General features: G+C 61.4%; 18 protein-coding genes, 1 tRNA gene and 1 riboswitch. Of the genes, 1 reads left to right on the forward strand and 18 read right to left on the reverse strand.

What is annotated here, in order from left to right; translation table 11 throughout:
- Positions 1 to 140: 140 nt before the first annotated feature.
- The 4 genes from gcvT to OU800_RS07060 all read right to left on the reverse strand — a co-directional run bounded on the left by gcvT (position 141) and on the right by OU800_RS07060 (position 6,747).
- On the reverse strand, positions 141 to 1,265 hold the full coding sequence (gene gcvT, locus OU800_RS07045) for a glycine cleavage system aminomethyltransferase GcvT (protein WP_268182340.1): 1,125 nt from the start codon (positions 1,263 to 1,265) through the stop codon (positions 141 to 143).
- Positions 1,266 to 1,460: 195 nt separating this feature from the next.
- On the reverse strand, positions 1,461 to 4,313 hold the full coding sequence (gene gcvP, locus OU800_RS07050) for an aminomethyl-transferring glycine dehydrogenase (RefSeq protein ID WP_268182342.1): 2,853 nt from the start codon (positions 4,311 to 4,313) through the stop codon (positions 1,461 to 1,463).
- A 9-nt stretch (positions 4,314 to 4,322) separates the two neighbouring features.
- A complete protein-coding gene (gene gcvH / locus OU800_RS07055) occupies positions 4,323 to 4,700 on the reverse strand; it encodes a glycine cleavage system protein GcvH (RefSeq protein WP_268182344.1) in 378 nt (125 codons plus the stop codon).
- Positions 4,701 to 5,229: 529 nt separating this feature from the next.
- Positions 5,230 to 6,747 carry a sigma-54-dependent transcriptional regulator gene (locus OU800_RS07060; RefSeq protein ID WP_268182347.1) on the reverse strand — a complete coding sequence of 506 codons (1,518 nt, stop codon included), beginning with the start codon at positions 6,745 to 6,747 and terminating at the stop codon, positions 5,230 to 5,232.
- 73 nt (positions 6,748 to 6,820) lie between these two features.
- Here OU800_RS07060 and OU800_RS07065 point away from each other — a divergent pair, with 73 nt between their 5' ends.
- Positions 6,821 to 7,027: a hypothetical protein gene (locus OU800_RS07065; protein ID WP_268182349.1), complete on the forward strand. Its 207-nt coding sequence runs from the start codon at positions 6,821 to 6,823 to the stop codon at positions 7,025 to 7,027.
- A gap of 149 nt (positions 7,028 to 7,176) precedes the next feature.
- Here OU800_RS07065 and OU800_RS07070 read toward each other — a convergent pair whose 3' ends face one another.
- The 14 genes from OU800_RS07070 to OU800_RS07135 all read right to left on the reverse strand — a co-directional run bounded on the left by OU800_RS07070 (position 7,177) and on the right by OU800_RS07135 (position 24,805).
- Positions 7,177 to 7,875: an endonuclease I family protein gene (locus tag OU800_RS07070; protein WP_268182351.1), complete on the reverse strand. Its 699-nt coding sequence runs from the start codon at positions 7,873 to 7,875 to the stop codon at positions 7,177 to 7,179.
- A gap of 111 nt (positions 7,876 to 7,986) precedes the next feature.
- A complete protein-coding gene (locus OU800_RS07075; protein ID WP_268182353.1) occupies positions 7,987 to 9,438 on the reverse strand; it encodes a sodium:solute symporter family protein in 1,452 nt (483 codons plus the stop codon).
- 521 nt (positions 9,439 to 9,959) lie between these two features.
- Positions 9,960 to 11,093, reverse strand: a complete 1,134-nt coding sequence (locus tag OU800_RS07080) for a mechanosensitive ion channel family protein (protein ID WP_268182354.1) — start codon at positions 11,091 to 11,093, stop codon at positions 9,960 to 9,962.
- Between the two features lie 299 nt (positions 11,094 to 11,392).
- Positions 11,393 to 13,543 (reverse strand): hypothetical protein, encoded by a 2,151-nt coding sequence (locus OU800_RS07085; protein WP_268182357.1) that lies wholly within the window; start codon positions 13,541 to 13,543, stop codon positions 11,393 to 11,395.
- A 2-nt stretch (positions 13,544 to 13,545) separates the two neighbouring features.
- A complete protein-coding gene (locus tag OU800_RS07090) occupies positions 13,546 to 14,217 on the reverse strand; it encodes a hypothetical protein (RefSeq protein ID WP_268182359.1) in 672 nt (223 codons plus the stop codon).
- A 211-nt stretch (positions 14,218 to 14,428) separates the two neighbouring features.
- Positions 14,429 to 14,502 (reverse strand) — tRNA-Gly (locus OU800_RS07095).
- Between the two features lie 71 nt (positions 14,503 to 14,573).
- Positions 14,574 to 15,461: an alpha/beta fold hydrolase gene (locus tag OU800_RS07100; RefSeq protein ID WP_268182361.1), complete on the reverse strand. Its 888-nt coding sequence runs from the start codon at positions 15,459 to 15,461 to the stop codon at positions 14,574 to 14,576.
- 382 nt (positions 15,462 to 15,843) lie between these two features.
- Positions 15,844 to 16,536 (reverse strand): pseudouridine synthase, encoded by a 693-nt coding sequence (locus tag OU800_RS07105; protein WP_268182364.1) that lies wholly within the window; start codon positions 16,534 to 16,536, stop codon positions 15,844 to 15,846.
- Between the two features lie 3 nt (positions 16,537 to 16,539).
- Complete coding sequence (locus OU800_RS07110) at positions 16,540 to 16,746, reverse strand: cysteine-rich CWC family protein (protein WP_268182366.1); 207 nt, start codon at positions 16,744 to 16,746, stop codon at positions 16,540 to 16,542.
- A complete protein-coding gene (locus OU800_RS07115) occupies positions 16,746 to 18,212 on the reverse strand; it encodes a sensor domain-containing diguanylate cyclase (protein ID WP_268182367.1) in 1,467 nt (488 codons plus the stop codon). The genes OU800_RS07110 and OU800_RS07115 overlap by 1 nt, the downstream gene beginning before the upstream one ends.
- Before the next feature lie 150 nt (positions 18,213 to 18,362).
- Complete coding sequence (locus OU800_RS07120) at positions 18,363 to 22,094, reverse strand: 5-oxoprolinase/urea amidolyase family protein (RefSeq protein WP_268182369.1); 3,732 nt, start codon at positions 22,092 to 22,094, stop codon at positions 18,363 to 18,365.
- Between the two features lie 200 nt (positions 22,095 to 22,294).
- Positions 22,295 to 22,930 carry an urea amidolyase associated protein UAAP2 gene (locus OU800_RS07125; RefSeq protein ID WP_268182370.1) on the reverse strand — a complete coding sequence of 212 codons (636 nt, stop codon included), beginning with the start codon at positions 22,928 to 22,930 and terminating at the stop codon, positions 22,295 to 22,297.
- Positions 22,931 to 22,940: 10 nt separating this feature from the next.
- Positions 22,941 to 23,669: an urea amidolyase associated protein UAAP1 gene (locus OU800_RS07130; protein ID WP_268182372.1), complete on the reverse strand. Its 729-nt coding sequence runs from the start codon at positions 23,667 to 23,669 to the stop codon at positions 22,941 to 22,943.
- Positions 23,670 to 23,737: 68 nt separating this feature from the next.
- Entirely contained in the window at positions 23,738 to 24,805 is a 1,068-nt protein-coding gene (locus OU800_RS07135; RefSeq protein WP_268182374.1) for a putative urea ABC transporter substrate-binding protein, read from the reverse strand.
- 67 nt (positions 24,806 to 24,872) lie between these two features.
- Positions 24,873 to 24,972: riboswitch (guanidine-I (ykkC/yxkD leader) on the reverse strand.
- Between the last annotated feature and the right edge of the window lie 60 nt (positions 24,973 to 25,032).

Genomic DNA, 25,032 nt, shown 5'->3' on the forward strand with positions numbered 1-25,032 from the left:
TAAAAACGTAGGCGAGGCAGTCAGCGCAAGGCAAAAACAGGCGAAGAGGCGCAGTTTACGTGTTGTAAATGAGCATTCTGAGCCTGTTTTTAACGCCGCGATGGCAACGGAGGTAGTTTTTAGAGGTGCCCCTAAGGGGATCAACCGCGATAGTAGCGCTGCGGTACGAACGGCGTCTTGGCCACCTTCATCGGCACGCGCTTGCCACGCACCACGGCCCAGACGTCGCTGTCGATGGCAGTGTGGCTGGCATTGACGTAACCCATCGCCACCGGTGCGCCGAGGCTCGGGCCGAAGCCGCCGCTGCATACCTGGCCGATCACGGTGCCGTCGGCGTCGACGATTTCCGCGCCCTCACGTACCGGTACGCGCTCCTGGGGCAGTAGGCCGACGCGCTTGCGTGCTACGCCTTTTTGCTGTTGCTCGAACACGCGCTCAGCGCCGGGGAAGTTGCCGGCGCGTTCGCCATCTGCGCGGCGCACCTTGGAGATGGCCCACAGCAAGCTGGCTTCGATCGGCGAGGTGGCGCTGCTCATGTCGTGGCCATACAGGCACAGGCCGGCTTCCAGGCGCAGCGAGTCACGCGCACCCAGGCCGATGGCCTCGACTTCCGCCTCGGCCAGCAGGCTGCGCGCCAGGGTTTCGGCCTGGTCGACGGCGACGGAAATCTCGAAGCCGTCTTCGCCGGTGTAGCCGCTGCGGCTGACGATGCATTCGCTACCCAGCAGGCGCACGCGAGCCACCTGCATGAAGGTCATCTTGCTCACCTCCGGGGCCAGGCGGGCCAGTACGTCGACTGCTTTCGGCCCTTGCAGGGCGAGCAGGGCGCGTTCCTCGAACAGGCACTCGATCTGGCATTGCTCGCCGATGTGCTTGTTCAGGTGGGCCAGATCCTGATGTTTGCAGGCGGCGTTGACCACCAGATACAGGGTGTCGTCACCCAGGTTGGCCACCATCAGGTCGTCGAGGATGCCGCCCTGGGCGTCAGTGAACATGGCATAGCGCTGGGTGCCCACCGGCAGGTCGATGATGTCCACCGGCACCAGGCTTTCCAGGGCGCGCGCGGCGTGTTCGCCACGCAGCAGGATCTGGCCCATGTGCGACACGTCGAACAGGCCGGCAGCGTCGCGGGTGTGCAGGTGTTCCTTCATCACGCCCAGCGGGTACTGCACGGGCATGTCATAGCCGGCGAACGGCACCATGCGTGCGCCGAGTTCGAGGTGCAGGGCGTGCAGCGGCGTCTTGGCGAGGGTTTCGGTGGTCATGAGAAATTCCTTCAGAAGGCCCGGCGCGATGGCGCGGGGCGTTTCGCGAGTCGTAGCCCGGATTGCAGCCGGGCTACGGGCTGGACGCTGAACAGTCCCCTCTCCCCTCGGGGAGAGGGTTAGGGAGAGGGGGCGGCGGATGCAACCCTCTCCCCCGGCCCCTCTCCCGCAAGCGGGAGAGGGGAGACAAGCGCCTTACGCGTCCTGATACGCCTCGATGGACGGGCAGGCGCAGACCAGGTTGCGGTCACCGTAGACGTTGTCCACGCGGCCAACCGGCGGCCAGTACTTGGCCTCGATCAGGCTCGCCAGCGGGTACACCGCCTGTTCACGGCTGTAGGCGTGGTTCCACTCGCCCACCAGCTCCAGGGCAGTGTGCGGGGCGTTCTTCAGCGGGTTGTCGTCCTTGTCCAGACGGCCCTGCTCCACCGCGCGGATTTCCTCGCGGATGGCGATCATGGCGTCGCAGAAGCGATCCAGCTCTTCCTTGGACTCGCTCTCGGTCGGCTCGATCATCAGGGTGCCGGCCACCGGGAAGGACATGGTCGGGGCGTGGAAGCCGAAGTCGATCAGGCGCTTGGCCACGTCGTCGACGCTGATGCCGCTGCTGTCCTTGAGCGGACGGATGTCGAGGATGCACTCGTGCGCCACCAGGCCGCCTTCGCCGGAGTACAGCACCGGGTAGTGCTCTTCCAGGCGACGGGCAATGTAGTTGGCGTTGAGGATGGCCATCTGCGACGCGCGCTTGAGGCCGTTGCCGCCCATCATGCTGATGTACATCCAGGTGATCGGCAGGATGCTGGCGCTACCGAACGGCGCGGCGCTGACTGCACCTTCCTTGCGTGCCATGTGAGCATGGCCTGGCAGGAAGGGCGCCAGGTGCGACTTGACGCCGATCGGGCCGACGCCCGGGCCGCCGCCGCCGTGCGGGATGCAGAAGGTCTTGTGCAGGTTCAGGTGGGAGACGTCGCCGCCGAACTGGCCCGGCGCGCAGAGGCCGACCATGGCGTTCATGTTGGCGCCGTCGATGTAAACCTGGCCGCCGTTGGCGTGGATGATCTCGCAGATCTCGCGGATGCCTTCCTCGAACACACCGTGGGTGGACGGGTAGGTGATCATGATCGCGGCCAGGCGATCCTTGTGCTCTTCGGCCTTGGCCTTGAGATCGGCGATGTCGACGTTGCCGCGGGCGTCACAGGCGGTGACCACCACGCGCATACCGGCCATGGAGGCGGTCGCCGGGTTGGTGCCGTGGGCCGATTGCGGAATCAGGCAGATGTCGCGCTGATTGTCGCCACGGCTCTGGTGGTAGGCGCGGATGGCCAGCAGGCCGGCGTACTCGCCCTGGGAGCCGGCGTTGGGCTGCAGCGACACGGCGTCGTAGCCGGTGGCGGCGCAGAGCATGGCTTCCAGCTCAGTGGTCAGCTGGGTGTAGCCGACGGCCTGCTCGACCGGAGCGAAGGGGTGCAGGTTGCCGAATTCCGGCCAGGTCACCGGGATCATCTCGCTGGCGGCGTTGAGCTTCATGGTGCAGGAGCCCAGCGGGATCATGCTGCGATCCAGAGCCAGGTCCTTGTCCGCCAGCTTGCGCAGGTAGCGCATCAGCTCGGTTTCGCTGTGGTAGCGGTTGAACACTTCGTGCTGCAGGATCGCCGATTGGCGCAGCAGACCTTGCGGCAGGCGGCTGGCGATCTGTGCTGCCAGGTCGGCGACGGCAGGTGCGGCCTGGTCAGCGGCAAACAGGTTCAGCAGCGCCTCGACGGCGGCCTGGTCGGTGGTTTCGTCCAGCGACAGACCCAGACGCTCGGCGTCGATCTCGCGCAGGTTGATGCCGGCAGCACGGGCCTTGGCATGCAGCTCGGCGGTCTTGGCGCCGGTCTTGATGCTCAGGGTGTCGAAGAAGTGCTGCTGCTCGACGCTGTGGCCCAGCTTGGTCAGGCCCAGGGCGAGGATGGCGGTGAAGCTGTGCACGCGCTGCGCGATGGCGGTCAGGCCTTTCGGGCCGTGGTACACGGCGTACATGCTGGCGATATTGGCCAGCAGCACCTGGGCGGTACAGATGTTACTGGTGGCCTTCTCGCGGCGGATGTGCTGCTCGCGGGTCTGCATGGCCAGGCGCAGGGCCGGCTTGCCGAAACGGTCCACCGACATGCCCACCAGGCGGCCCGGCATGTCGCGCTTGAACGCGTCGCGGGTGGCGAAGTAGGCGGCGTGCGGGCCACCGAAGCCCAGCGGCACACCGAAGCGCTGGGCGCTGCCCAGGGCGACGTCGGCACCGAACTCGCCCGGCGGGGTGAGCAGGGTCAGGGCCAGCAGGTCGGCTGCCACGGCCACCAGGGCATTGGCGGCGTGGAAACGCTCCACCAGGGCGCGGTAGTCGAAGATGTCACCGTTGCTCGCCGGATACTGCAGCAGCGCGCCGAAGTAGGCGCTGGCGTCGCTGATGGCCGCTTCGTCGCCCACTTCCACTTCGATGCCCAGCGGCTCGGCACGGGTGCGCAGTACGTCGAGGGTCTGCGGGTGACAGTGCTGGGAGGCGAAGAAGGTGTTGCTGGCCTTGTTCTTCGACAGACGCTTGCAGAAGGTCATGGCCTCGGCGGCAGCGGTAGCTTCATCCAGCAGCGATGCGTTGGCGATCTGCATGCCGGTGAGGTCGCTGATCAGGGTCTGGAAGTTCAGCAGCGCTTCCAGGCGGCCCTGGGAAATCTCCGGTTGGTACGGGGTGTAGGCGGTGTACCAGGCCGGGTTTTCCAGCAGGTTGCGCAGGATCGGGCTCGGCGTGTGGGTGCCGTAGTAACCCTGGCCGATGTAGTTCTTGAACTGCTGGTTCTTCGCGGCGATGGCCTTGATCTTGGCCAGGGCGTCGGCTTCCGACAGGCCCGGTTGCGCGTCGAGGATGCTGGTGCCCTTGATGCTCTCGGGGATCACCGCATTGGTCAGGGCGTCCACCGAGTCGTAGCCGAGCAGTTCGAGCATGGCGGCGGTGTCGGCCTCGCGCGGGCCTATGTGGCGGGCGATGAATTCGTTCTGGGTATCGAGCTGGGTCATGGCGGTCACTCAGGCGTTGGCATTCAACAGACGATCATAGCCAGCCTTGTCCAGCAGGTCGGCGAGCACGGCGTTGTCGGCCAGGCGCATGCGGAAGAACCAGGCCTTGTCCAGCGGCGACTCGTTGACCAGCTCCGGGCTGCCTTCCAGGTCGGCGTTGACCTCGACGATCTCGCCATCCAGCGGCATGACGATGTTGCTGGCGGCCTTCACCGACTCCAGCACGGCCACTTCCTCGCCCTGGGCGTAGGCCTTCACTTCCGGTAGTTGTACGTACACCACGTCGCCGAGTGCGTCCTGGGCGTAATGGGTGATGCCGACGGTCACTAGACCATCGTTGTCCAGACGCAGCCATTCGTGATCGGCGGTGAAACGCAACTCGCTCATGTGAACTCCTCAAGGGGCAAAGGTGGCCTGCTTCTGCGGCAGGCAACGGGTAACCCGCAACAGGCGGGTCGAATTGCCGGGTCTAGAGCAAGCTTGGTGCCATCGACATTAAATTCAATAAAATCAATGACTTAACTGTTTTAAGTGTGACTACCAAAATCATGCCGGAACGATATCGTTCCAAAACGATGCGTCGTTTTTAGCAAAGTCGAGGTCGCACCTGCGGGAATCGGGCTTTGCCCGCGTCGTTACGTAATCATTACAGTGGAACGATTTAGCTACGGAAGGGTGGCAGGCCTTGTCCCGCCTGGCTTGTAGCCCGGATGCAATCCGGGAGGATCGTGCAGGCACCCCGGATTTCATCCGGACTACGGGTTCGTCATGGCATGTAGGGTGGGTTAGCGGCGCTGGCGGCGAGCGTGCTGACGACTCGGTGGTGATGCGCCGTGTAACCCACCGGGCGATTCTGCATGTTGCACCGCCGCCCTATGGCTGTACCGGGGGGCTAAGCCCACGCAAACGAGCGTTGCTACACCTTGCCGATGCCGTACTTGCGCAGGCGCTTGGCGATGGCGGTGTGCGAGGTGCCGAGGCGGGCGGCGAGCAGGCGGCTGGAGGGGTGGCTGGCATAGAGCTTTTCCAGCAGCGCCTTCTCGTACTCGTCCATGGCCTGCTCCAGGCTGCCGATTTCGCCCTCGACCCGTGGCGCCACCTCGGTCACGGCGATATCCAGATCGTCCATCTCTACCCAGTTGCTGTCGCAGATGGCGGCGGCGCGGAAGATCACGTTCTGCAACTGGCGCACGTTGCCCGGCCAGCGCCCGGCCAGCAGCGCCGGAAAGGTGGTCGGCGCCAGGCGGCAGGGCAGGCGCTGGATTTGCGCGCAGGCTTGAGCCATGAAGTGTTGGGCCAGCAGCAGGATGTCCTGGCCGCGCTCGCGCAGTGGCGGCACTTCCAGGTTGAGCACGTTGAGGCGATAGAACAGATCCTCGCGGAAGCTGCCTTCGGCCACCATCTGTTCCAGATTGCGGTGGGTGGCGCTGAGGATGCGCACGTCCACCTTCACCTCGCGGTCGCCACCCACGCGGCGGAAGCTGCCATCGCTCAAGAAACGCAGCAGCTTGGCCTGCAGGTAGGGCGACATCTCGCCGATCTCATCGAGGAACACCGTGCCCTGGTTGGCCAGCTCCAGCAGCCCCGGCTTGCCGCCGCGCTGGGCGCCGGTAAAGGCGCCGGGGGCATAGCCGAACAGCTCGCTCTCGGCCAGGTTCTCCGGCAGGGCGGCGCAGTTCAGCGCCAGGAAGGGTGCATTGCGGCGCACGCTGACGGTATGGCAGGCGCGTGCCACCAGTTCCTTGCCGGTGCCGGTTTCGCCGTGGATCAACAGTGGCGCATCGAGCGACGCCACGCGCAGGGCGCGGGCCTTGAGCGCACGAATCGGTGCCGACTCGCCGAGCAGCGAGTCGAAGCCCTCGGCATGGTCATGATGCAGCGCGGCCAGGCGCTGGCCCATGCGGCTCGGTGCATAGAGGGTGAGCAGGCCGCCGGTGAGGCGACCGTCCTCGGTAATCGGTTGGGCATCGAGCAGCAGCGGCTGGCCGGTGAAATGCACCTCACGCAGCGGCTGGTGGAAGCCGGCTTTGAGCAGCGATTGCTGCAACGGCTCATCGGCGAACAGCGCGGCGATGCTCAGGCCCTCGGGAGCGCGGCCGTAGAGGTCGATCAACGCCGGGTTGGCCAGCAGCACTGTGGCGCGGTCATCCACCGCCAGCACCGGGTCGGGCATGGCGGCGAGCAGGGCATCGAGCTGCAGACGGCGGCGCTGGCCTGGCAGAATGTCCACCACCTCCACGCTCTGCACGCCATGCACCTGCAGCAGCGCGCCGCGCAGTTCCTCTAGAACCTCGGCGCTCAGGGTCGGTGCGTCGATATAGACGTTTGGCGGTACCATCTCCACCGCATCGAGGTTCAGATTGCGCCCGCCGAGCAGCGCCAGGACTTCCTGGGTGATGCCGACGCGGTCGATGAAGCTGACGTGGATGCGCATTGAGGATGGTCGAAATGGGCGAACAGGCGGCGATTATGCCTGCTCTGCTCGGCATGAGGAAAAGGGCAACATCGTGAGCACAGAAAAACCGAGCCGTGCCGACTACCATCGCGAACACCAGGCCCGCGCCGAAGCCGAGGCGCAGCGCCTGCTGGCGCGCAAGGCCGAGTTGCAGGGGAGTTGGTTACCCTGGGTGGCGCAGGAGCTGTACCAGCTCAGCCCGCCGGAGTTCGCCAACATGGTGCGCCGCGAGCTGCAGCGGTTGACGAGCTCTTCGTAGGGTGCGCCGTGCGCACCGCCCCACGGTTGCCGGCGAACACCAGGCCCGCTACCTGCATCTAGGCTGTGGGAGGGGCTTTAGCCGCGACCCATGATCGCTGGCCAATTCCTGCAATTACCGTTTTGCTCGGTGCGCACGGCGCACCCTACTTATCCACGCCCCCGCGTGCACCGGCTCATATCCACCTTACCCACGTACGGATTGCCCCAACCCATCACGCAGGCCACCTGCTGGTTGCGCTGGCGCTCCCAGGGCTCGACCGGGTAGGCCTTGCTCCAGGCCTCGTAGAGCCGGCGATCCTGCTTCGACAGGCGCAGCTTGTAGCGATCGGACATGTAGAAATAGGTGCGTGCGATCATCCCGCGGATGGTCGGGCGTGGCATCACCTTGCGCGCCTTGAAGTCCACCACCGTCTGGCACTGGCCGTATTGGTGCGGCTTCTGTGGCAGCCAGGCGAAGCTGTAGTTGCTGCGGTCGCCGTTCACCTCGCCGATGCTCGGCACCAGGTTGTGCAGGTCGGCCTCGGCCTTGCGGAACTGCGTATCGTTGGCCGAGCAGTTCTTGCGGCCACCTTTCTGCCAGCACTGGCGCTGATGGCCGATCACCCAGGCCGGGACGATGTGTTCCCACTCGATGCGCTGGGCACGGTTGGCGTTCTTGCGTGGCGTGTAGCCACAGGAGCGCAGGTCGACCCGATTGCCGCTGTACTTGCAGCCGCAATAGAACTCGGTGGATTGCTTGGCATACAGCGGCCAGGCCAGGCGCTTGGCCTCGGCGAAGGTGGCGGGTGCAGCATGCAGGGACAGGGCTGTGAAACAGCAGAGCAGGGGCAGTAGAGGTCGAATCATGGGGCGGCAGAGTAGCCGTCACCGCCGCGCTTGTGAAGCAGGAAAATTCAGGTTTTTCAATGGCTTATATGATGGCAAAGCGCCCTTCTCGAAGGAGAAGGGCGCCTGTACTCAGGCGTTGGCCGAGGCGGTGATGGCTTGCACGCTTTCGCCGCGATGACGGCTGAACTGTGGCAGCAGCGAGCCGATCAGCATGCCCGCCAGGCTGATCAACAGGCCGGCCAGTTGCGGCGGCCAGAAGTCGCTTTCCTGGTAGGTCAGCTCCAGGGCGACCCAACTCGACAGGCCGAGGATGATGGCGAATAGCGCGCCCTGAGTGGTCGCACGTTTCCAGAACAGACCGGCGAACAGCGGTACCACGGCGGCTACCAGCGTCACCTTGTAGGCGTTACCGACCATCTCGTAGATGCTCGCCGTGGAGTGCAGGGCGAATACCGAAGTCGCGATGGTCATGACCACCACGCTCACGCGCATGGCCAGCAGGAACTGGCGGTCGCTCATCACTGGCACGAAGTTCTTCAGGATGTTCTCGGTAAAGGTCACCGACGGCGCGAGCAACGTGCCCGAGGCGGTGGACATGATCGCCGACAGCAGCGCACCGAAGAACATCACCTGGGCGAACAGGGGCGTGCGTTCCATGATCAGGTGCGGCAGGATCATCTGCGCGTCCTCGGCCAGCCACTTCTGCACCATCGCCGGATCGATCAGCGAGGCCGCGTAGGTGAGGAAGATCGGCAGCATGCAGAACGACAGGTAGAACACCGCGCCGGCCATCGAGGCACGCGCGGCGATGTTCTCGGTCTTGGCCGACATCACCCGTGCGTACACATCCTGCTGCGGGATGGAGCCGAGCATCAGCGTCACCGCCGCAGCGATGAAGGCGACGATATCCCGTGGCTCGAAGGCATGCATGAAGGTGAACTTGCCCTCGGCTGCGGCGTGGCTGATCACCACGTCGGCGCCGCCGGCCATGTCGCCGATCAGCCAGGTCAGGTAACCCAGGCCGGCGACGATGATGATCATCTGCATGAAGTCGGTCAGCGCCACCGACCACATGCCGCCGAACAGGGTATAGAGCAGCACGATGGCGGTGCCGATCAGCATGCCCTGAGTGGTGGTGATCGAGCCGTCGGAGAGCACGTTGAACACCACACCCAGCGCAGTCAGCTGCGCCGCTACCCAGCCCAGATAGGAGCCGATGATTACCAGGCTGGTGAAGATCTCCACGTGCGGGCCGTAGCGCTTGCGGAAGAAGTCGCCGATGGTCAGCAGGTTCATGCGGTACAGCGGCCGGGCGAAGATCAGACCCACCAGCATCAGGCAGCCGAAGGAGCCGAACGGGTCCTCGATGATGCCGGCGAAACCTTCCTCGATGAAGGTGGCCGGGATGCCCAGCACCGCCTCCGAGCCGAACCAGGTGGCAAACACCATGGCTGCGACCAGTGGGAAGGACATGCTCCTGCCGCCAGCGGCGAAATCCTTGGAGTTCTTGACGCGAGTGGATGCATAGACGCCGACACCGACGGTGAACAGCAGGTAGATCGCAACAAACCAGATCAGCATTGGATGAATACCAGTGGCTCGCCCGTCGTCCGGCGTGGGCAATGCCCGCTAGGCCGCCTGGACAGACAGAATTGTTGTTTTCATGGCGCGTCACAATTGGCGAGCGATACCCCGCAGGCGCTCACCATGCCGGGTTCGCGGCCACCTGCCGCAACGGGCCAGCAGTCTGCCAAAGCCGTAAAATATGTCAAACATATACAGCGTGCATGACGTAAAAAAGCGACAGGCGAGCCTCGGCAAAATCACTAAGCGTCTGATAAGCAATGCGTTGGCAGGGCGTCTTGAAACAGGCTGTTCTGGATATTTTACGGGGATTTGGCGGGCATCCTTGCCTTGCAGTAGCGCTAGAGGCGCAAGGCTGGCCTGAGCTAACGCCGCACGGGCTGTCGCGCTGGCATGGCACCAGCCATAGAGCGGATCGCATGGGTGGAGTCTGCTGTGCGCCCACCCTGTCGTTGTGCCATGCGCAGATATACCGCATGCAGTCGCAGCTTTGTTGCGCAAAGCGCGCGAGTCAGGGGCTAACTGAACCTCGGCAGACGCTGATCCTGCTCGCCGCCTTCGGCCTCCACCTGTTGCGGCAGGCCGGCGACCTTGAGCACCGGCGTTCTCTCACCCACCAGGCGCAGGTCGCGGCGCGGCAGGGCGAAGCGCACGTCCAGTTCGCGCAGGGCATCGAGCAGTTGCAGGTTGATCTCCTGCTGGATGTCCATGTACTGGTTGTAGTCCGAAGTCAGCACGATATACACCACCTCGAAGGTCAACTGGCTTTCGTCGAAGCCGAGGAAGTGCGCGCGGTCGAAACGGGTCTTGGGTGTGGCGCGGATGATATCGCCGACCTTCTCCGACACCTGGCGCACCTTGTCGCTGGGGGTGTCATAGCTGATGCCGAACTTGAAGACGATGCGCCGGGTGTCCATGCGTTTGTAGTTGTGCACCACCTGGCGCAGCAGATCGGCGTTGGCGCAGACCACCTGCTCGCCGCTGAGGCTGCGGATACGTGTGGTCTTCAGACCGATATGCTCGATGGTGCCGGCCACCTCGCCGAACACCACGAAGTCGCCGATCTCGAAGGGCTTGTCGACACCGATGGACAGCGAGGCGAACACATCGCTGAGCACCGTCTGCACCGCCAGCGCCACGGCGATACCGCCCACACCCAGGCTGGCCACCAGCGCGGTGATATCCACGCCGAGGTTGGCCAGGATCGACAGCAGCATCACCGACCACACCACGATCAGGATCATGATGCTCATGATGGTGGTCATCACCGGGTTGTAGTTGGCGCCGCTCTTGCCCATCACCAGGCTGCGCGACCACAGGCGCACGCCGCTATCGACCCATAGCGCCACCTGCAAGGCCAGCGCGACGAACCAGGTGTGGCTCAACGCGCTCTGCCAACTGTCGGGCAGATCCGGCAAACGCAACGCCAGCAGCAGGGAAAAAGCCAGCAGCAACAACCGGCTGGTGCGGCCGATCACCACGGCGACGAAATGCTGCCAACTGCCATCCTGATCCTTCGACCAGGCCGTCAACCGCTTGTGCAGTGCGCCGACCACGGCCCGCAGCACGCTGTAGATCAGCGCCGTGGCGACCAGCACGATCGCCACGTTGAGCCAGATATCGCGGTTAAGCCAGATATTCCACTGTTCCATCGCCAGGGGCCTCCAGAAAAGGACATATAGGGTTCTGTGGGCTTTGGAGGGCAGAAGTTCCGGGCAATAGCCGGGTGGTCTCAAATAAATCCCCCTAGGCGGTGCGTATGGAAAGCAGGGCGGGGAAAGTTACATGATGCGATAAAGCGCGAGAAAGCTAAATTTAAGAGTTATAAGTGAAACTCCGGGCTAGGAGATCTGATTTGCTCAAAGTTTGCATTTGAGTTGAATAATTAGAGGTTGATTAAAAACCCTGCAGAAGCAGGGTTGTAATTCAGGTTGATTGAGCTGTCTTGATATTATTTCTTTATATTGATACTGGCGAATATTATGTCTTGGAAGATTAATTTTGTTGATTCGTTGTCTGCGTCTAGGAGTGGCATGAGGTTTTTTATTCTAATTAATGGTGCAGGTCGACCATGCATGGCCTTTCCTTCCTTGATTTCAAGGCGTTCATGCTTTTGTAGGACTTCTTTTATTATTGGCCAGTATGTGTCTTTAAGTAAAAGTACGCGCTCGTCATCTTCAGAATCTCGCAAATAGCCAAAGCGTAAAAGTTTCCTGACTATGCGCTCGAGCAGTTTTATTGCGGGATGGTCTTTTGTGGTGTCATTGGTGTTAATACTTTTGTGATTGTCAATGAACTGTAGGATTGCCTCTTTGGAACGAATTGTTTGTGGGTCGCTTCCGCGAATATCTAACGCTTGGAAATCCGGTAAGCTGTTACCAAACTTTGTTAGATCGTCGACTACCAAAGTGCCTATGTTGACCTTTTCAAATGTGACGCCAGATATGTCGGCGCCGCATATGTCTAACCTGCTTATTTCTGCATCATGTATAATTCCGGTCGGAGAACCACCTGCGAAGGTAGCGTCATTTGTTCTTATGTAATCAATTCGCTCAATAAGATCTAAAGAGAAAGCAAGAATTACGATAGCGCCCGCGTTTGTCGGCAGGCTGTCGTTTGAGTTGTCAGAGTTGAGGCTTGAATAAAGATACTTAATAGCTTCGCTGGCATTTTTTTCTGATGAAATTACTTCTGAGAAGACGTCTAGGTGTTCTGAGCTTAGTATGGTTCTTCTTAGTATATTAGGAATTGTGCGCTTGGATAATAGTTCTAATAAGGCTTTGCCGAGGAAGTAATATTGAACTTCTGTATGCGGGAATTTTCTTTTTTCTTTTTCTTCAGAAACCTCCAAAAGGGCCGTGCTTCCAGATTTGTGGGTTAGTTTCTTTATGGTTGCATCATTTGCCAATCCTTCCAGGCAAAAGCCCATTAAGAAAGATAGGTGCTCAATTTCTATGAGGTTGTTTTCTCTTTCTGCCATTTCTAATGCTATCTCTTGAAAGAGATTGATCAGCGCAGATGAAATTGTGGCGTGGTCAGTATCCTTAATGCCTTTGGAGATTATTGTGGCTTCGCGTGCAAGAAGGTTTTTTACTAAATAAGTTCTGAAACCTTGTTCCTCAATGTCGTTCCAGCCCTTAGCTTCTCTTAGTAAGTTTAGGAAAAATGGCCGGAGAGCATAGCTGCCTTCAAATAGAATATCTGAGGTTATATCTGATTCGATGTCTTCTTTCGACCACTGAGGGGAATTGGATAGGAATTTGATGGCGTCTTCTATGTTAACTGGGTGTATGTGTCCCATAGAGAGCGTGATATGCTCTCTGCTGACTTCTATTCGTGACAGAAGTTCCTGCTCGTCGAGGAAGGTGTCGCGAGCTGCTAAAAGAATTAATCCTCCTTGGCGTACCTCTTCGATAAAATCTTTTAGTGCTTTCCAAGAGTCTTCGTAGCCGTCAGCGTCAACAAGCTCATCGAATCCGTCGACTGCAGCAATTAATAGGCCATGCCTGACTAATATTGGAACTTGCTTGCCATTAAAGCATGCAGCCATATCTTGAGTTGTAGCTGCTAAAACGTCTTTGAAATTTGAAAGCCTTCTGCCGCCGCTGCTAATATGAAGTACAGGCGGCGTTGAGGAGTCGGATACGCATTTTTCGCATTGGAATTTGGCTAGCTGGCGGATTTGGAATGTTTTCCCTACTCCCGCTGGGCCATCGAGAAGAGTAAGAGAGACTTTTTCGTTGTGCGTTTCTAGGCTATTGGCTAAAGATTGTGCTGAAACTCGCTTACCATTAAGAGTTATGTCTGAAGGAATAGTTGGGCTTTGAGTTGTTCGCTCAAATAGCCTTTTCTGAGTTTCTGCAAATCGTTTTATGTCCGCAAATTCTTGAGAGGCTAGAAGAGATTTTATATTTGAAAATTCTCCTCGTCGGTGACGTGAAGAAATGCGCCCGCTGGTGGTGTCTATATCAAAAGATAAATTTCTAGCATTTCTAATTATATCTACTCTTTTCTTTCCTGCAAGACCTTTAACTTTAGGGTCGGTGAAAGGATCGCAAAATGCATAGATATCATTTATGATATCATTTATGTTGATGTCCATTTTTATATCCTGTGTATCATTCCGTCGGTGTTTATATGTTTGCTGTCGAAGCTTCTGGAAATCCTATATACATATATGGGGAGTCCCCAGGCTTCAGCCACAAATGCGCCAGGCAGAAGATCATCATCATCGCCAATGACAATTGCCATTGATGCTGGTTTTTCGTCCCTTCGGAAGTTTCTACTTTCTGTTCGGCTGTAACTCAGTAGGTCGGCAACTAATGCGGTATCAACCATTTTTTGTTGGTATTCTTTTGGATCTTGCTTTCTAGCGGGTTTGCGTTCCCTTTCTCGTAGAGTGTTGTATATTGGTACTCTATTTCCTTTGCATAAAAGCTCATTCCCAAATTCAATGTCAGGAAGGTAGGAGATGCTGCCTCTTATAATTGTACGGAATGAAGGTTTTAGATTTTCCCATGCGATTCTATGTCTGGTTGCGGTTGTGCCCATATGCCAGCCATGGTAGAGGCGAGTTTTTGTTATTTTTAGACGGTCATTTCCTATAAGTTCTTGTGTCTTTTCTATGACCCTTTCTCTTAACATGGAATAGGTGTTATTGATTTCTCGCTCGATTATGGGTAATGGTAAGTCGTTATTTTTTAATTTGCTTTCGTTTGTGATTCTGCTGGCGCTATCCCAGTCAATAAATAAATTTGCCGTCAAAATCCGTGACATTGTAATTTCGCTTTTTTATCAGAAGTTTTGCTTTTGTATTCTGAGGGTTGAAATAATGGAAAAAGTCGGAAAATTTATTTTTCAACTAGTGCCTTTATTCTGCTTGATTGCAAAGCCTCATTTTTACCGTTCAAACCCTAGCACTCAAGCCCTTCAACCGCCAGAAACGAAAAAGCCCCGTCAGTGATGACGGGGCTTTTGCTTGGCTGTCTGGAGCGGGTGATGGGAATCGAACCCACGGCTCTAGCTTGGGAAGCTAGGGTATTACCATTATACGACACCCGCAGCGGGTGCCTTTATACCGGAAGCCAGCGCAGAAATGAAGCGCAAAGCGTATCCGCTCCGCGCTTGCACCCTCACACCGCGATGGCCTGCAGCTCCTGCAGCTCGCCACGCAGCGGCTGGTGCAGGCGCTTGCTGGGGGCGTTGAAGAAGTCCAGCAGCACGCGCTGTGTCTGCAGCCAGGCGGCCTTATGCTCCATGTCGAGAAAGTGGCCGGCGTCGTCGATCACGGCGAACTGGGCGTGGTCGATGTGCTGGGCGAACAGGCAGGCGTCTTCCACCGAGGTGTATTCGTCACGGTCGCCGTTGACGAACAGCAGGGGGATGTCGATGGCCTGCAGGCATTCCTTGCGGCAGTGCGCTTCCATATTGAGGATCTGCTTGATGTGGGCGTACATCTGCAGGTACTCGTGTTCGTCCAGGGTGCTAATGTGCTTGTGGTTGAAGCGCTTGAACAGCGACGGCAGGTGTTTGCCGATGGTGCTGTTGACCAGCAGGGCGACGTTGTCGCGATCGATGGCATTGAGAAAGCGCAGGCCCTTGTGCAGGTAGTCGAGCATCGGCACGTTGAGGATCGGTGAGAAGGAGCAGATGGCGGCCTTCTCCAGCGTCGCCGGGCGTTGGGCCAGGGCGAGCAGGGAGGCGACACCGCCCCAGGAGAAGGACATCAGGTAGTTGGCGCCGTAGTGGTCGATCAGCTTGAGCAGGATGGCCGCTTCGTCTTCCTTGCTGATGAGGGTGAAGTCTGTGTTGTACGGCTTCGACTGGCCGGCATAGGGCAGGTCGAAGGCCACGACGTTGTACTGCGGTTGCAGATACTTGACCGTTTGCGCGAACGAGGCGGTGGTCGCCAGAGAGCCATTGACCAGGATGATGGTCTTGCTTGCTGCCGGGTTGCCGTAGAACTCCGTGTGTACCTTGTGCTTCCTGTTGATCTCGACGACTGCGGTTTCTGGCCTCATGTCGTTTCCTCCTGGCGCAAGTAGGTCAAGGCGAGCGGCTGGCCGTTCGCGTTGGTTTGAGCAGTAAGAAAAGCGCCTGAGCGTGACAGCTTCATGTCAGGCTGGAGATTTTTATAAGTTTAGGAATTTCAAGCAGTTAGGATCGAAACAGGCGGGCGCTCCAGGCATTTTCAGGGCCGGGAGAGAGCGGTGTTACCAGGCAGGAATCCAGTCGGTGCAGAGCACCAGCAACCGAAGAATCTTTTCGTTCGTCCCGCTGTGACTGATTGGTCACGCAAAGACTTATGGTTCGATTCAAGCAGTTACCTTGCAGCCACGCAAGGGCGAGTCACATCTTTATGGACGATTGTGCTAACCGTTGGTCGGGTCGTCAGGAAAACCGTCAGACGCTGGCGATTTCCGCATCCGTCAGGGCACGGTACTGGCCGGGAGCCAGCTGTGGGTCGAGAGCGATCTCGCCCATGCTTTCGCGGTGCAGGGCGACGACACGGTTGCGGAAGTGGCCGAACATGCGCTTGACCTGGTGATAGCGACCCTCGAACAGGGTCAGGCGGGCGTGGTGGCTGTCCAGCACCTCGAGCTGGGCGGGCAGGGTGGTGAGATTCTCGAAGGCGAAGTACAGGCCACGGGCGAAGACTTCGGCGTATTCGTCGGTGATCGGCTGCTCGGTGGTGACGTGGTAGACCTTGGGCTTGCGTTGCTGTGGCTGGGTGATGCGCCGCGACCAGCGCCCGTCGTTGGTGATCAGCAGCAGGCCGCTGGTGTTCAGATCGAGGCGGCCGGCCAGGTGCAGGTCGTGCTTGTCCGGCTCGTTCAGCAGGTCGAGTACGGTGCGGTGTTCGTCATGTTCGGTGGCGCTGACCACGCCCACTGGTTTGTGCAGCATCCAGTAGCGGGCGCTGCGCCCGGCCTGCAGCAGTTCGTCGTCCAGCTCGACGCGCTGGAAGTCGCGGATTTCATGGCGCGGGTCGCGGACGGTCTGGCCGTCCACGCGTAGGCGGCCGGCGCTGATCAGCAGGCGACTGTCCTGGCGGCTGAAGCGGGGGAAGTTGCTCAGGAAACGATCCAGGCGCATGGCTCAGTCGCGCTCGCGGCGTTCGATGGCATCCAGCGCGCCGGCGCAGGCCGGGCACAGGCAGGCCTGGTCGCGTTGCTCGGGCGTCAGGCGCTGCAGCGCGGCCGGGTCGATCTGAGCGTCGAAGCACCAGCAGGGTTCGTCGCTGCGGCCTGCCGCGACGCTGCACTGGTTGGGCTTGCCGCACAGGGGGCAGCGTTCGCTATCCATCAAGGCTCTTCACAGACGCGGTCGCGCCCGGCCTGTTTGGCGCGATACAGGGCGCGGTCGGTGCGGCCGAGCAGGGTGTGCAGGCTCTCGCCCGCTTGCCACTGGCTGAGGCCGAGGCTGACGGTGACCTGCAGCCTTTCGCCGTCCACCGGGTAGCGCTGTTCGGCGCAGTGCTGGCGCAATTTTTCGGCCAGCTCATGGGCGGTCTGATGCTCGGTGTTCTTCAGCAGCAGGATGAATTCCTCACCACCCCAGCGGCAGAGGATATCGGACTGGCGCAGCGCGCCGCGCAACTGCTCGGCGAAGCGGCGCAGCACCTCGTCACCGGCCAGGTGGCCATGCTGGTCGTTGATCTGCTTGAAGTTGTCCAGATCCAGCAGCACCGCGCACAGCGGGCTGTTGTCGAGTTGCGCCTCCTGCAGGGCCTTTTCGGCGAGGATGTCGAAGCCACGACGGTTGGGCAGCTCGGTGAGGGCGTCGGTGGTGGCCAGGGCGGCGATGCGTTGCTGGTAGCGGCGGATCACCAGGCTCACCAGGGTGAGCACGATGACGGTGACCAGCAGGCACAGCAGCAGGTTGAGGTAGAGCCCCTGGCGGATGCCGACCAGGGCCTTGTCGTGCTTGTCGACGAACAGGTACCACTCCAGTTCGGGAATGTAGCGCACGTTGAGAAAATGCTCGCGGCCATGCTCCTGATACTCGAAGCGGCCGCTCTGCGGTGTCGGTAGCTTTTCCATCAGGCCAGCCAGGCCAGGGATATCCGCCAGCGATTCGCCGACCTTGGCGCCCAGCGGCCCACCCTGGGCGCCGGTGAGGGTGATGCGCCCTGTGGTGTCGACGAAGTAGACGCTGCGCTCGTAGCGCTGCTGGTATTCGTCGATCAGCTTGACCACGGCGTCGACGGCCAGGCCGACGCCAGTGGCGCCGATGAAGTTGCCGTCGTAGTCGAGCACCTTGTAGTTGATGAAGATGGTCAGGCGGTCGGCGTTGGCCATGTCGACGTCGACGTTGATCTCGTAGGGTTCCGGCTGCATGCGCAGGCGGTAGTACCAGACGTCGCGCGGCTCGCTCGGCTTGACCTGTTTCAGCACGCCCTTGGATTGGTAGTAGGTGCTGGTTCTGTCGGAAACGAAGAAGCTGGTGAAGGCGCCGTAGTGTTCCTGCACTTCGCGCAGGTAGCGGGTCATCTGCTCGCTGTCCTGCTCGCCGGCCAGCACCCAGTCGCGCAGGAAGGTGTCGCGGGCCATCATCGAGGAGATGAGAATGGGGCGTACCAGATCCTTCTGGATTTCCGAGTAGACGGTGTCGGAGGTCAGCGGCAGCTCGGTGTTGATGATGCTGTCGCGGATCGAGTCACGCGAGGCGTAGTAGCTGAGCAAGGACGTGGTGAGAAAGCCACTGCCGAGCAGAAACAGGAGCAGCAGCACCAGCGAGGTTTGCGTGTGCCGTTTGGAGCGCAGCAGCATCGTTGAGTCCGTCAACGGGGAATGGCGTGATGCTAGCTTGTCAGGCAGGCCAAGCGCCAGTTGTGATCACAATTTATGGCCGTCATGTAGCCCGGATGCAATCCGGGAGGTGCTTCCCGGATTGCATCCCGGCTTCCCTGTAGCCGTGCTTCAGGCTTCTTCCAGTATCACCACGCGCTGCCCGGCGCGTACGGGCGAGCCCGGTTGCACGCGCACTTCGCGCACGGTGCCGGCCATGGGCGCGGTGAGTGGAATCTCCATCTTCATCGACTCGAGGATCACCAGCACGTCGCCAGCCTGCACCTGGGCGCCGGCTTCCACCTGCACTTGCCAGAGGTTGCCGGCCACATGGCTTTCGATGGCGTGCTGGCCGGCCGCGAGCGGGGCGTCTTCGCCTTGTTCGGGGGCGGCTTCCTCCACCTCGAAATGTGCCTGGCCACTGTCGATCCAGCGTTGGCGTTCGGCATCGAAGGCCGCGCGCTGCTGCTGGCGGAAGGCAGCGATGCCATCGGCTTCGTCATCGAGGAACTGCTGGTAGTCGGTCAGGGCCAGCTCGCTGTGTTCGATGCGCAATGGGTAGCGGCCCAGCGGGAAGTCGCGGCGGATGCGCAGCAGTTCCTCTGCCGATACCGGGTAGAAACGAATCTGGTCGAAGAAGCGCAGCAACCAGGGTTTGCCATCGAAGGCCTCCACTTCGCGGTAGCGGTTCCACATCTGCAGGGTGCGGCCAACGAACTGGTAGCCACCCGGGCCTTCCATGCCGTACACGCACATGTAGGCGCCGCCGATGCCGACGGAGTTCTCCGCCGTCCAGGTGCGCGCCGGGTTGTACTTGGTGGTGACCAGGCGGTGGCGCGGGTCGAGCGGCGTGGCTACCGGCGCGCCGAGGTAGACGTCGCCCAGGCCCATGACCAGGTAGCTGGCGTCGAACACCGTGCGGTACACCTCGTCCAGATTCGGCAGGTCGTTGATGCGGCGGATGAACTCCAGGTTGCTCGGGCACCAGGGCGCGTCCTTGCGCACTGTGGTCATGTACTTGTCGATGGCTAGCTGGCAGGCCGGGTCGCCCCAGGACAACGGCAGGTGGACGATACGCGACGGCACCTTGAGGTCGCGCGCGGCGCAGACGGCATCCCACTCGCCGGCGACGATATCGAGCAGCGTCTGCAGGGCCAGGGTTTCCGGTTGGTAGTGCACCTGCAGCGAGCGGATGCCGGGGGTGAGGTCGATCACGCCGTCCAGTTGCTTGGCCTCCAGCGCCTGCATCAGCGCATGGCCACGGAAGCGCAGCACCAGGTCGAGTTCCGGCTGGCCGATTTCCAGCAGCAGGTGGGTGTCGCCGGACAGGCGCGCCACCAGGCGGGTGTCGGCTTGGCCGATATCCAGCACGATGGGGGAAGCCAACGCCGAACGGCTCCCTCTCCCATTTATGGGAGAGGGTTGGGGAGAGGGGCTTTGGGCGTTTTCAAGAACCCTCTCCCCCGGCCCCTCGGCTTGAGCGTCCTGCGTCGCCCTACCTCCTGCATCCATGCAGTCGTCTCCCGCAAGCGGGAGAGGGGAGACAAGCGCGAGTTCGGTGTATTCGCGTGCATCGCTTTGCGCCAATTCCCGCGCCTTGGCGATATCCACCGGCACGAAGCGCACCTTGTCGCCGGCCTTGAGTTGGCCGAGCTGCCACAGGTCGGCCTCGATGATGGTCACCAGGCAGACGAAGCCGCCGAGGCTGGGGCCATCCGGGCCGAGGATCACCGGCATGTCGCCGGTAAAATCCACCGCGCCGATGGCGTAGGGGTTGTCGTGGATATTGGAGGGGTGCAGGCCGGCTTCGCCGCCGCTGTCGCGCACCCATTCCGGTTTCGGCCCGATCAAACGCACGCCGGTGCGGCTGGAGTTGAAGTGCACCTCCCAGTCGGTGGTGAGGAAGCTGTCGACATAGCCGGGCGTGAAGTATTCCGGCGCACCATGCGGGCCGTAGATCACCCGCAGTTCGCGTACCGCCGGCAGGGCCGGGCAAAGCTCGGCGGGCAGTTGCGCGCCGCTGCTGGTATCGCTCAGCGGCAGCAGGTGCAGCACATCCCCGGCGCGCAGGGCGCGGCCGCCATGGCCACCGAATTGGCCGAGGGTGAAGGTGCTCTTGCTGCCCAGGTAGTCCGGCACCTGGATGCCGCCGCGAACGCTCAGGTAGCTGCGTGCGCCGGCACCATTGATGGTGCCGAGTGCCAGGGTGCTGCCGGCTGCGATCAGCAGCGCGGTATTCAGCGGCTGGGCGACGCCATCGAGGCTGACGGGTATCTCGGCGCCGGTAACAGCGACCACGGCGTCGGTGTTGAAGCGCAGCGTGGGGCCGCTCATGGTGATTTCCAGGCCGGCGGCGCCCTCTTCATTGCCGAGCAGACGGTTGCCCAGGCGCAGGGCGCGGTCGTCCATCGGCCCGGACGGCGGCACGCCCACTGCCCAGTAACCGAGGCGGCCGGGGTAGTCCTGCACGGTGGTCTGGGTGCCGGCACTCAGTACCTCGAAGGTGGTCGCCTGGTAGACGAGATTTTCCAGGCAGCGCGTCCAGGGATGGCCGCAGGCGAAGGGGGCATCGGCCAGGATCTGGCGCAGGTAGTCGCGGTTGCATTCCACGCCGTACAGCAGCGAGTCGGCCAGGGCCTTGTCCAGTGCGGCGCTGGCCTGCTCGCGGGTTGGTGCCCAGGTGATCAGCTTGGCGATCATCGGGTCGAAGTAGGGCGGAATCTCGCAGCCTGCTTCGACCCAGGTGTCGATACGCAGGGCCTTGCCGTCGGCTTCGGGAAACTGCACGGCGGTGAGCAGGCCGGGGCTGGGTTGGAAATCACGGCCCGGATCTTCGGCGTATAGCCGTGCCTGGATGGCATGACCGCTGGGTTGCAGGGTGACAGCCAGTTCGCTTAGCGGCGCCAGGTCGCCGGCGGCCAGTTCGATCATCCAGCGCACCAGGTCGACGCCCCAGACCTGTTCGGTAACGCCGTGCTCGACCTGCAGGCGGGTGTTCACTTCGAGGAAGTAGAAGCGCTGCGCCTCGCTGTCATAGACGAACTCGACGGTGCCGGCGCTGCGGTAATTCACCGCCTTGGCCAGTTTGATCGCCGCGGCGCAGAGTTCGTCGGCCATGCCGGCGGGCAGGTTGGGTGCCGGGGTTTCTTCCAGCACCTTCTGGTTGCGCCGTTGTACCGAGCAGTCGCGCACGCCGAGGGCGAGCACTTCGCCCTGGCCGTCGCCGAACACCTGTACTTCCAGATGGCGGGCACGCTGGATGTACTTCTCGATAAATACGCCGCTGTCGCTGAAGTTGTTCTGCCCCAGGCGCTTGACTGCCTCGAAGGCTTCGCTCAGTTCCGCTGCCGAACGGCATACACGCATGCCGATGCCGCCGCCACCCGCGGTGCTTTTCAGCATCACCGGGTAGCCGACCTGTTCGCCTGCGACCAGCGCGGCGTTGAGGTTTTCCAGCAGCTCGGTGCCTTCGAGCATGGGCACGCCATGCTGCTTGGCCAGGGCGCGGGCGGTGTGCTTGAGGCCGAACACGCGCAACTGCTCGGGCGTCGGGCCGACGAAGGCGATGCCGGCCGCTTCGCAGGCTTCGGCGAAGGCGGCGTTTTCGGAGAGAAAGCCGTAGCCGGGGTGGATGGCTTTTGCGCCGGCCTGTTTGGCGGCGGCGAGGATCTTGTCGACCACCAGATAGGTCTGTGCAGCCGGGCCGTCGCCGAGGGAGAAGGCTTCATCAGCTTGCTGGATATGCAGGCTGGCCACGTCCGCTTCGGAATACACGGCCACGCCGCCGACGTTCAGTTCACGCAGGGTGCGCAGGATGCGGCAGGCAATGGCGCCACGGTTGGCGATCAGGAGTTTGTCGAACATCTTCATTGACCCTCGAAGGGCGTGGCGGGCCGTCCCGCCGTCATTCGTCGTGTGCCACGGTCGTCCGCAGCGAGCGGCAAGCCTCAAGCTACAAGCGGCAAGAGGGTTGCGTGTGTAGAAGCGGCCGGGCGCCGTACCGCTTGCAGCTTGTGGCTTGCAGCTTGTGGCTTGCAGCTTGTGGCTTGCAGCTTGCGGCTGCTCTATTTCCACACCAGCACTTCGGCCGGAGTCGGGTTCCAGCCGTTGCAGGGGTTGTTCAGTTGCGGGCAGTTGGAGATCAGCACGATCACGTCGACCTCGGCTTTGAGCTCCACATACTTGCCTGGCGCGGAGATGCCGTCCTCGAAGGTCAGGCCGCCCTCCGGAGTTACGGGAACGTTCATGAAGAAGTTGATGTTGGCGCCGATGTCGCGCTTGCTCAGGCGGCCGTCGTGCAGGCTGGCGCGCAGGAAGTTGTCGCGGCAGCTATGCATGTAGCGCTTGTCCAGGGCATAGCGCACGGTGTTGCTCTCCTGCGCGCAGGCGCCGCCCAGGGTGTCGTGGCGGCCGCAGGTGTCGGCGACTATGGTCAGCAGCGGGTTGCCGAGGTTGGAGTAGAGCACCGTGCCGGTGGTCAGGTAGACCTTGTTCTGCTTGCGCAGGGTGCGCTGCGGGTCGAAGCGCTCGCGTGGGTTCCTGGCGGCGAAGAACAGGGTGTCGATCGCCTGGTTGCCTTCCAGGTCATGCAGGCGCAGGTTCTGCCCGGCCTTGACCTCGAACAGGTAGGGCTCGCCCGCCGGGATGGTGTGGCGGAATGCGGCGGTTTCGGGGTGCAGGTTGCTTGCGGTCAGGCTCATGTCGGCATCCTCACAGGTACTGGCGTTCGGTGTTGTGGAAGGCGCGGCCGTTTTCCGGGCGCGAAGTGCGGCACAGCACGCTGATGCCGTCGCTGTCGACCCTGCTCCAGCGCAGGTGCACCGGCTTGGGCGCGTACTGCGGGTTGGGATCCATCGGGTGCTGCAGGGCGGTGAGCACCACCAGGCAGTCCATCGGCGCGTACAGTTCGATGTAGTCGCCGGCCTTGCTGTTATCCGGCTGGAAGTGGAAGGTGCCGTCGGCGTCCACATCCACACGGCTGAACAGGTTGAGGTTCATCAGCAGATCCTGCAGGTTCAGGTTCCACTTGCCCATTTCCACCAGCAGGTTGTCCATGCCGTTGCGGAAGAAGCCGTTGCGCAATTCCTGATAGCGGCCCTGGCCGTACTTCTCCAGCACCTCTTCGGCATTGAGCACGCCGCCGAAGCTGTCGTGCCAGCCGCAGGTGTCGGCGGTGATGGCGGCCAGTACCTTGCCCATGTCCGAGTACAGGCAGTGGCCGACGGTGAGCTTGGCGGTGTGCTGGCCCTTGAGGGTGTCCGGCAGGTTCAGGCGCTCGCTTTTCTCAGCCGCGTTGAACAACAGCAGGCTGACGTTGGCGCCGCCTTCGATATCGGTGATGCGCAGCAACTGGCCACGCTTGAGCACGAAGGAGGTGTGGCCGCCGCCGGGGACGGTTTCTTCGTACAGGGTTGGGCGCAGGGTGAGGGCAGTTGTCATGGGGACCTCGGGTCAACAGGTGTGCGTCGGGCTCTGGCAGGGAGCCCGATAGTGATTTCTCTTGGGATTCAGAGCTTGCCGTCGACGGCCATCTGCACGTAGCTCGGGTCGAAGCGCAGCTTGATATTGGCGGCATCGCCGGTGCTCACACCGCCTGCGAAGGTCATGCCGATGGCGTCGGCACTGCGCGCGCCTTCACCGAGGATGCCGTGCTCGAAGCTGAAGTTGGCCACCTTGCTCATGGTCTCGGGCAGGGCCGGGCTGGTGACGAAGTCCAGGGTTTCCTTGGGCGTGTAGAACAGCTTGGTGGTTGCCAGTTGCGCCTGGAAGCCGGTCAGGTCGGTGCCGGAGGCCTTGGCCATTTCAGTCAGGGCTTCGCTGGCTTCGGGCGTGCCGGATTGCATCAGGTCGAGAATCTCGAACCAGGCGCCGACCAGGGCTTTGCCGAAGTCCGGGTTGTCCTTGAGGGTCTGGGTGTTGACCACCATCATGTCGAGGATCTCGCCGGGGATCTTCGAGGAGTCGAACACCTCGGTGCTGCCCGGCTGGGCCTTGATCTCCGCGAGCATGGGGTTCCAGGTGGCGGCAGCCTGCACGCTGGGGGTGGAGTAGGCGGCGATGATGTCGGCGTCGGAGGTGTTCACCACGGTCACGTCACGCTCGCTCAGGCCGGCGGTTTCCAGGGCGCGGGCGAGGAAGTAGTGGGACACCGACAGCTCCACCAGGTTGACGCGCATACCCTTGATATCGGCCAGGGTCTTGCCTTCGCCCTTGATCAGCAGGCCGTCGTTGCCGTTGGAGTAATCGCCGACGATCAGCGCGGTGCTGTCCACGCCACCGGCGGCGGGGATGGTCAGGGCATCCATGTTGGTCATGGTGCAGCCGTCGAACTGGCCGACGCTGTACTGGTTGATGGATTCGACGTAGTCGTTGAGCTGCACCACATCGATGTCGATGCCGTACTTCTTCGCCCATTTGTCGATGATGCCGGAGGTGCTGGCATGGCCCCAGGGCATCCAGCCGGCGTAGAGCGTCCAGCAGACGCTGAAGCTGTCTTTCTTCTCGGCGTGAGCGCTGAAGCTGAGCACCGCGGCCAGGCCGGCGGCGGCGAAGGAGAGCAGACGGTACTTGCGCATTGGAACCTCCAGTCGTGATGAGTGCGGGCAGGAGTCGCGGCACGTTCCGAATGGTGCGGAAGGCGCGTTCTCCCGGGCTTTTATCCCGCCGTGTAACCTCACTGGAGGTCGATGACTCTCGGACCAGTCACCCGCCTGCGCGGATCGGAACCCTAGTCATCCATTTCGCAAATTGTGGTGCCGCGATTCCGGGAAGACCCGGCTAAAACCTGCACGCTCAGGTCTTA

It is taken from the genome of Pseudomonas sp. GOM7 (genome assembly GCF_026723825.1).
In the GTDB taxonomy this organism is placed as follows: domain Bacteria; phylum Pseudomonadota; class Gammaproteobacteria; order Pseudomonadales; family Pseudomonadaceae; genus Aquipseudomonas.

What these genes read in the sequence shown, in the direction of transcription:
- gcvT (WP_268182340.1), bottom strand. Translation starts at nt 1,265, where the DNA reads ATGACCACCGAAACCCTCGCCAAGACGCCGCTGCACGCCCTGCACCTC.
- gcvP (WP_268182342.1), bottom strand. Translation starts at nt 4,313, where the DNA reads ATGACCCAGCTCGATACCCAGAACGAATTCATCGCCCGCCACATAGGC.
- gcvH (WP_268182344.1), bottom strand. Translation starts at nt 4,700, where the DNA reads ATGAGCGAGTTGCGTTTCACCGCCGATCACGAATGGCTGCGTCTGGAC.
- OU800_RS07060 (WP_268182347.1), bottom strand. Translation starts at nt 6,747, where the DNA reads ATGCGCATCCACGTCAGCTTCATCGACCGCGTCGGCATCACCCAGGAA.
- OU800_RS07070 (WP_268182351.1), bottom strand. Translation starts at nt 7,875, where the DNA reads ATGATTCGACCTCTACTGCCCCTGCTCTGCTGTTTCACAGCCCTGTCC.
- OU800_RS07075 (WP_268182353.1), bottom strand. Translation starts at nt 9,438, where the DNA reads ATGCTGATCTGGTTTGTTGCGATCTACCTGCTGTTCACCGTCGGTGTC.
- OU800_RS07080 (WP_268182354.1), bottom strand. Translation starts at nt 11,093, where the DNA reads ATGGAACAGTGGAATATCTGGCTTAACCGCGATATCTGGCTCAACGTG.
- OU800_RS07085 (WP_268182357.1), bottom strand. Translation starts at nt 13,543, where the DNA reads ATGGACATCAACATAAATGATATCATAAATGATATCTATGCATTTTGC.
- OU800_RS07090 (WP_268182359.1), bottom strand. Translation starts at nt 14,217, where the DNA reads ATGTCACGGATTTTGACGGCAAATTTATTTATTGACTGGGATAGCGCC.
- OU800_RS07100 (WP_268182361.1), bottom strand. Translation starts at nt 15,461, where the DNA reads ATGAGGCCAGAAACCGCAGTCGTCGAGATCAACAGGAAGCACAAGGTA.
- OU800_RS07105 (WP_268182364.1), bottom strand. Translation starts at nt 16,536, where the DNA reads ATGCGCCTGGATCGTTTCCTGAGCAACTTCCCCCGCTTCAGCCGCCAG.
- OU800_RS07110 (WP_268182366.1), bottom strand. Translation starts at nt 16,746, where the DNA reads ATGGATAGCGAACGCTGCCCCCTGTGCGGCAAGCCCAACCAGTGCAGC.
- OU800_RS07115 (WP_268182367.1), bottom strand. Translation starts at nt 18,212, where the DNA reads ATGCTGCTGCGCTCCAAACGGCACACGCAAACCTCGCTGGTGCTGCTG.
- OU800_RS07120 (WP_268182369.1), bottom strand. Translation starts at nt 22,094, where the DNA reads ATGTTCGACAAACTCCTGATCGCCAACCGTGGCGCCATTGCCTGCCGC.
- OU800_RS07125 (WP_268182370.1), bottom strand. Translation starts at nt 22,930, where the DNA reads ATGAGCCTGACCGCAAGCAACCTGCACCCCGAAACCGCCGCATTCCGC.
- OU800_RS07130 (WP_268182372.1), bottom strand. Translation starts at nt 23,669, where the DNA reads ATGACAACTGCCCTCACCCTGCGCCCAACCCTGTACGAAGAAACCGTC.
- OU800_RS07135 (WP_268182374.1), bottom strand. Translation starts at nt 24,805, where the DNA reads ATGCGCAAGTACCGTCTGCTCTCCTTCGCCGCCGCCGGCCTGGCCGCG.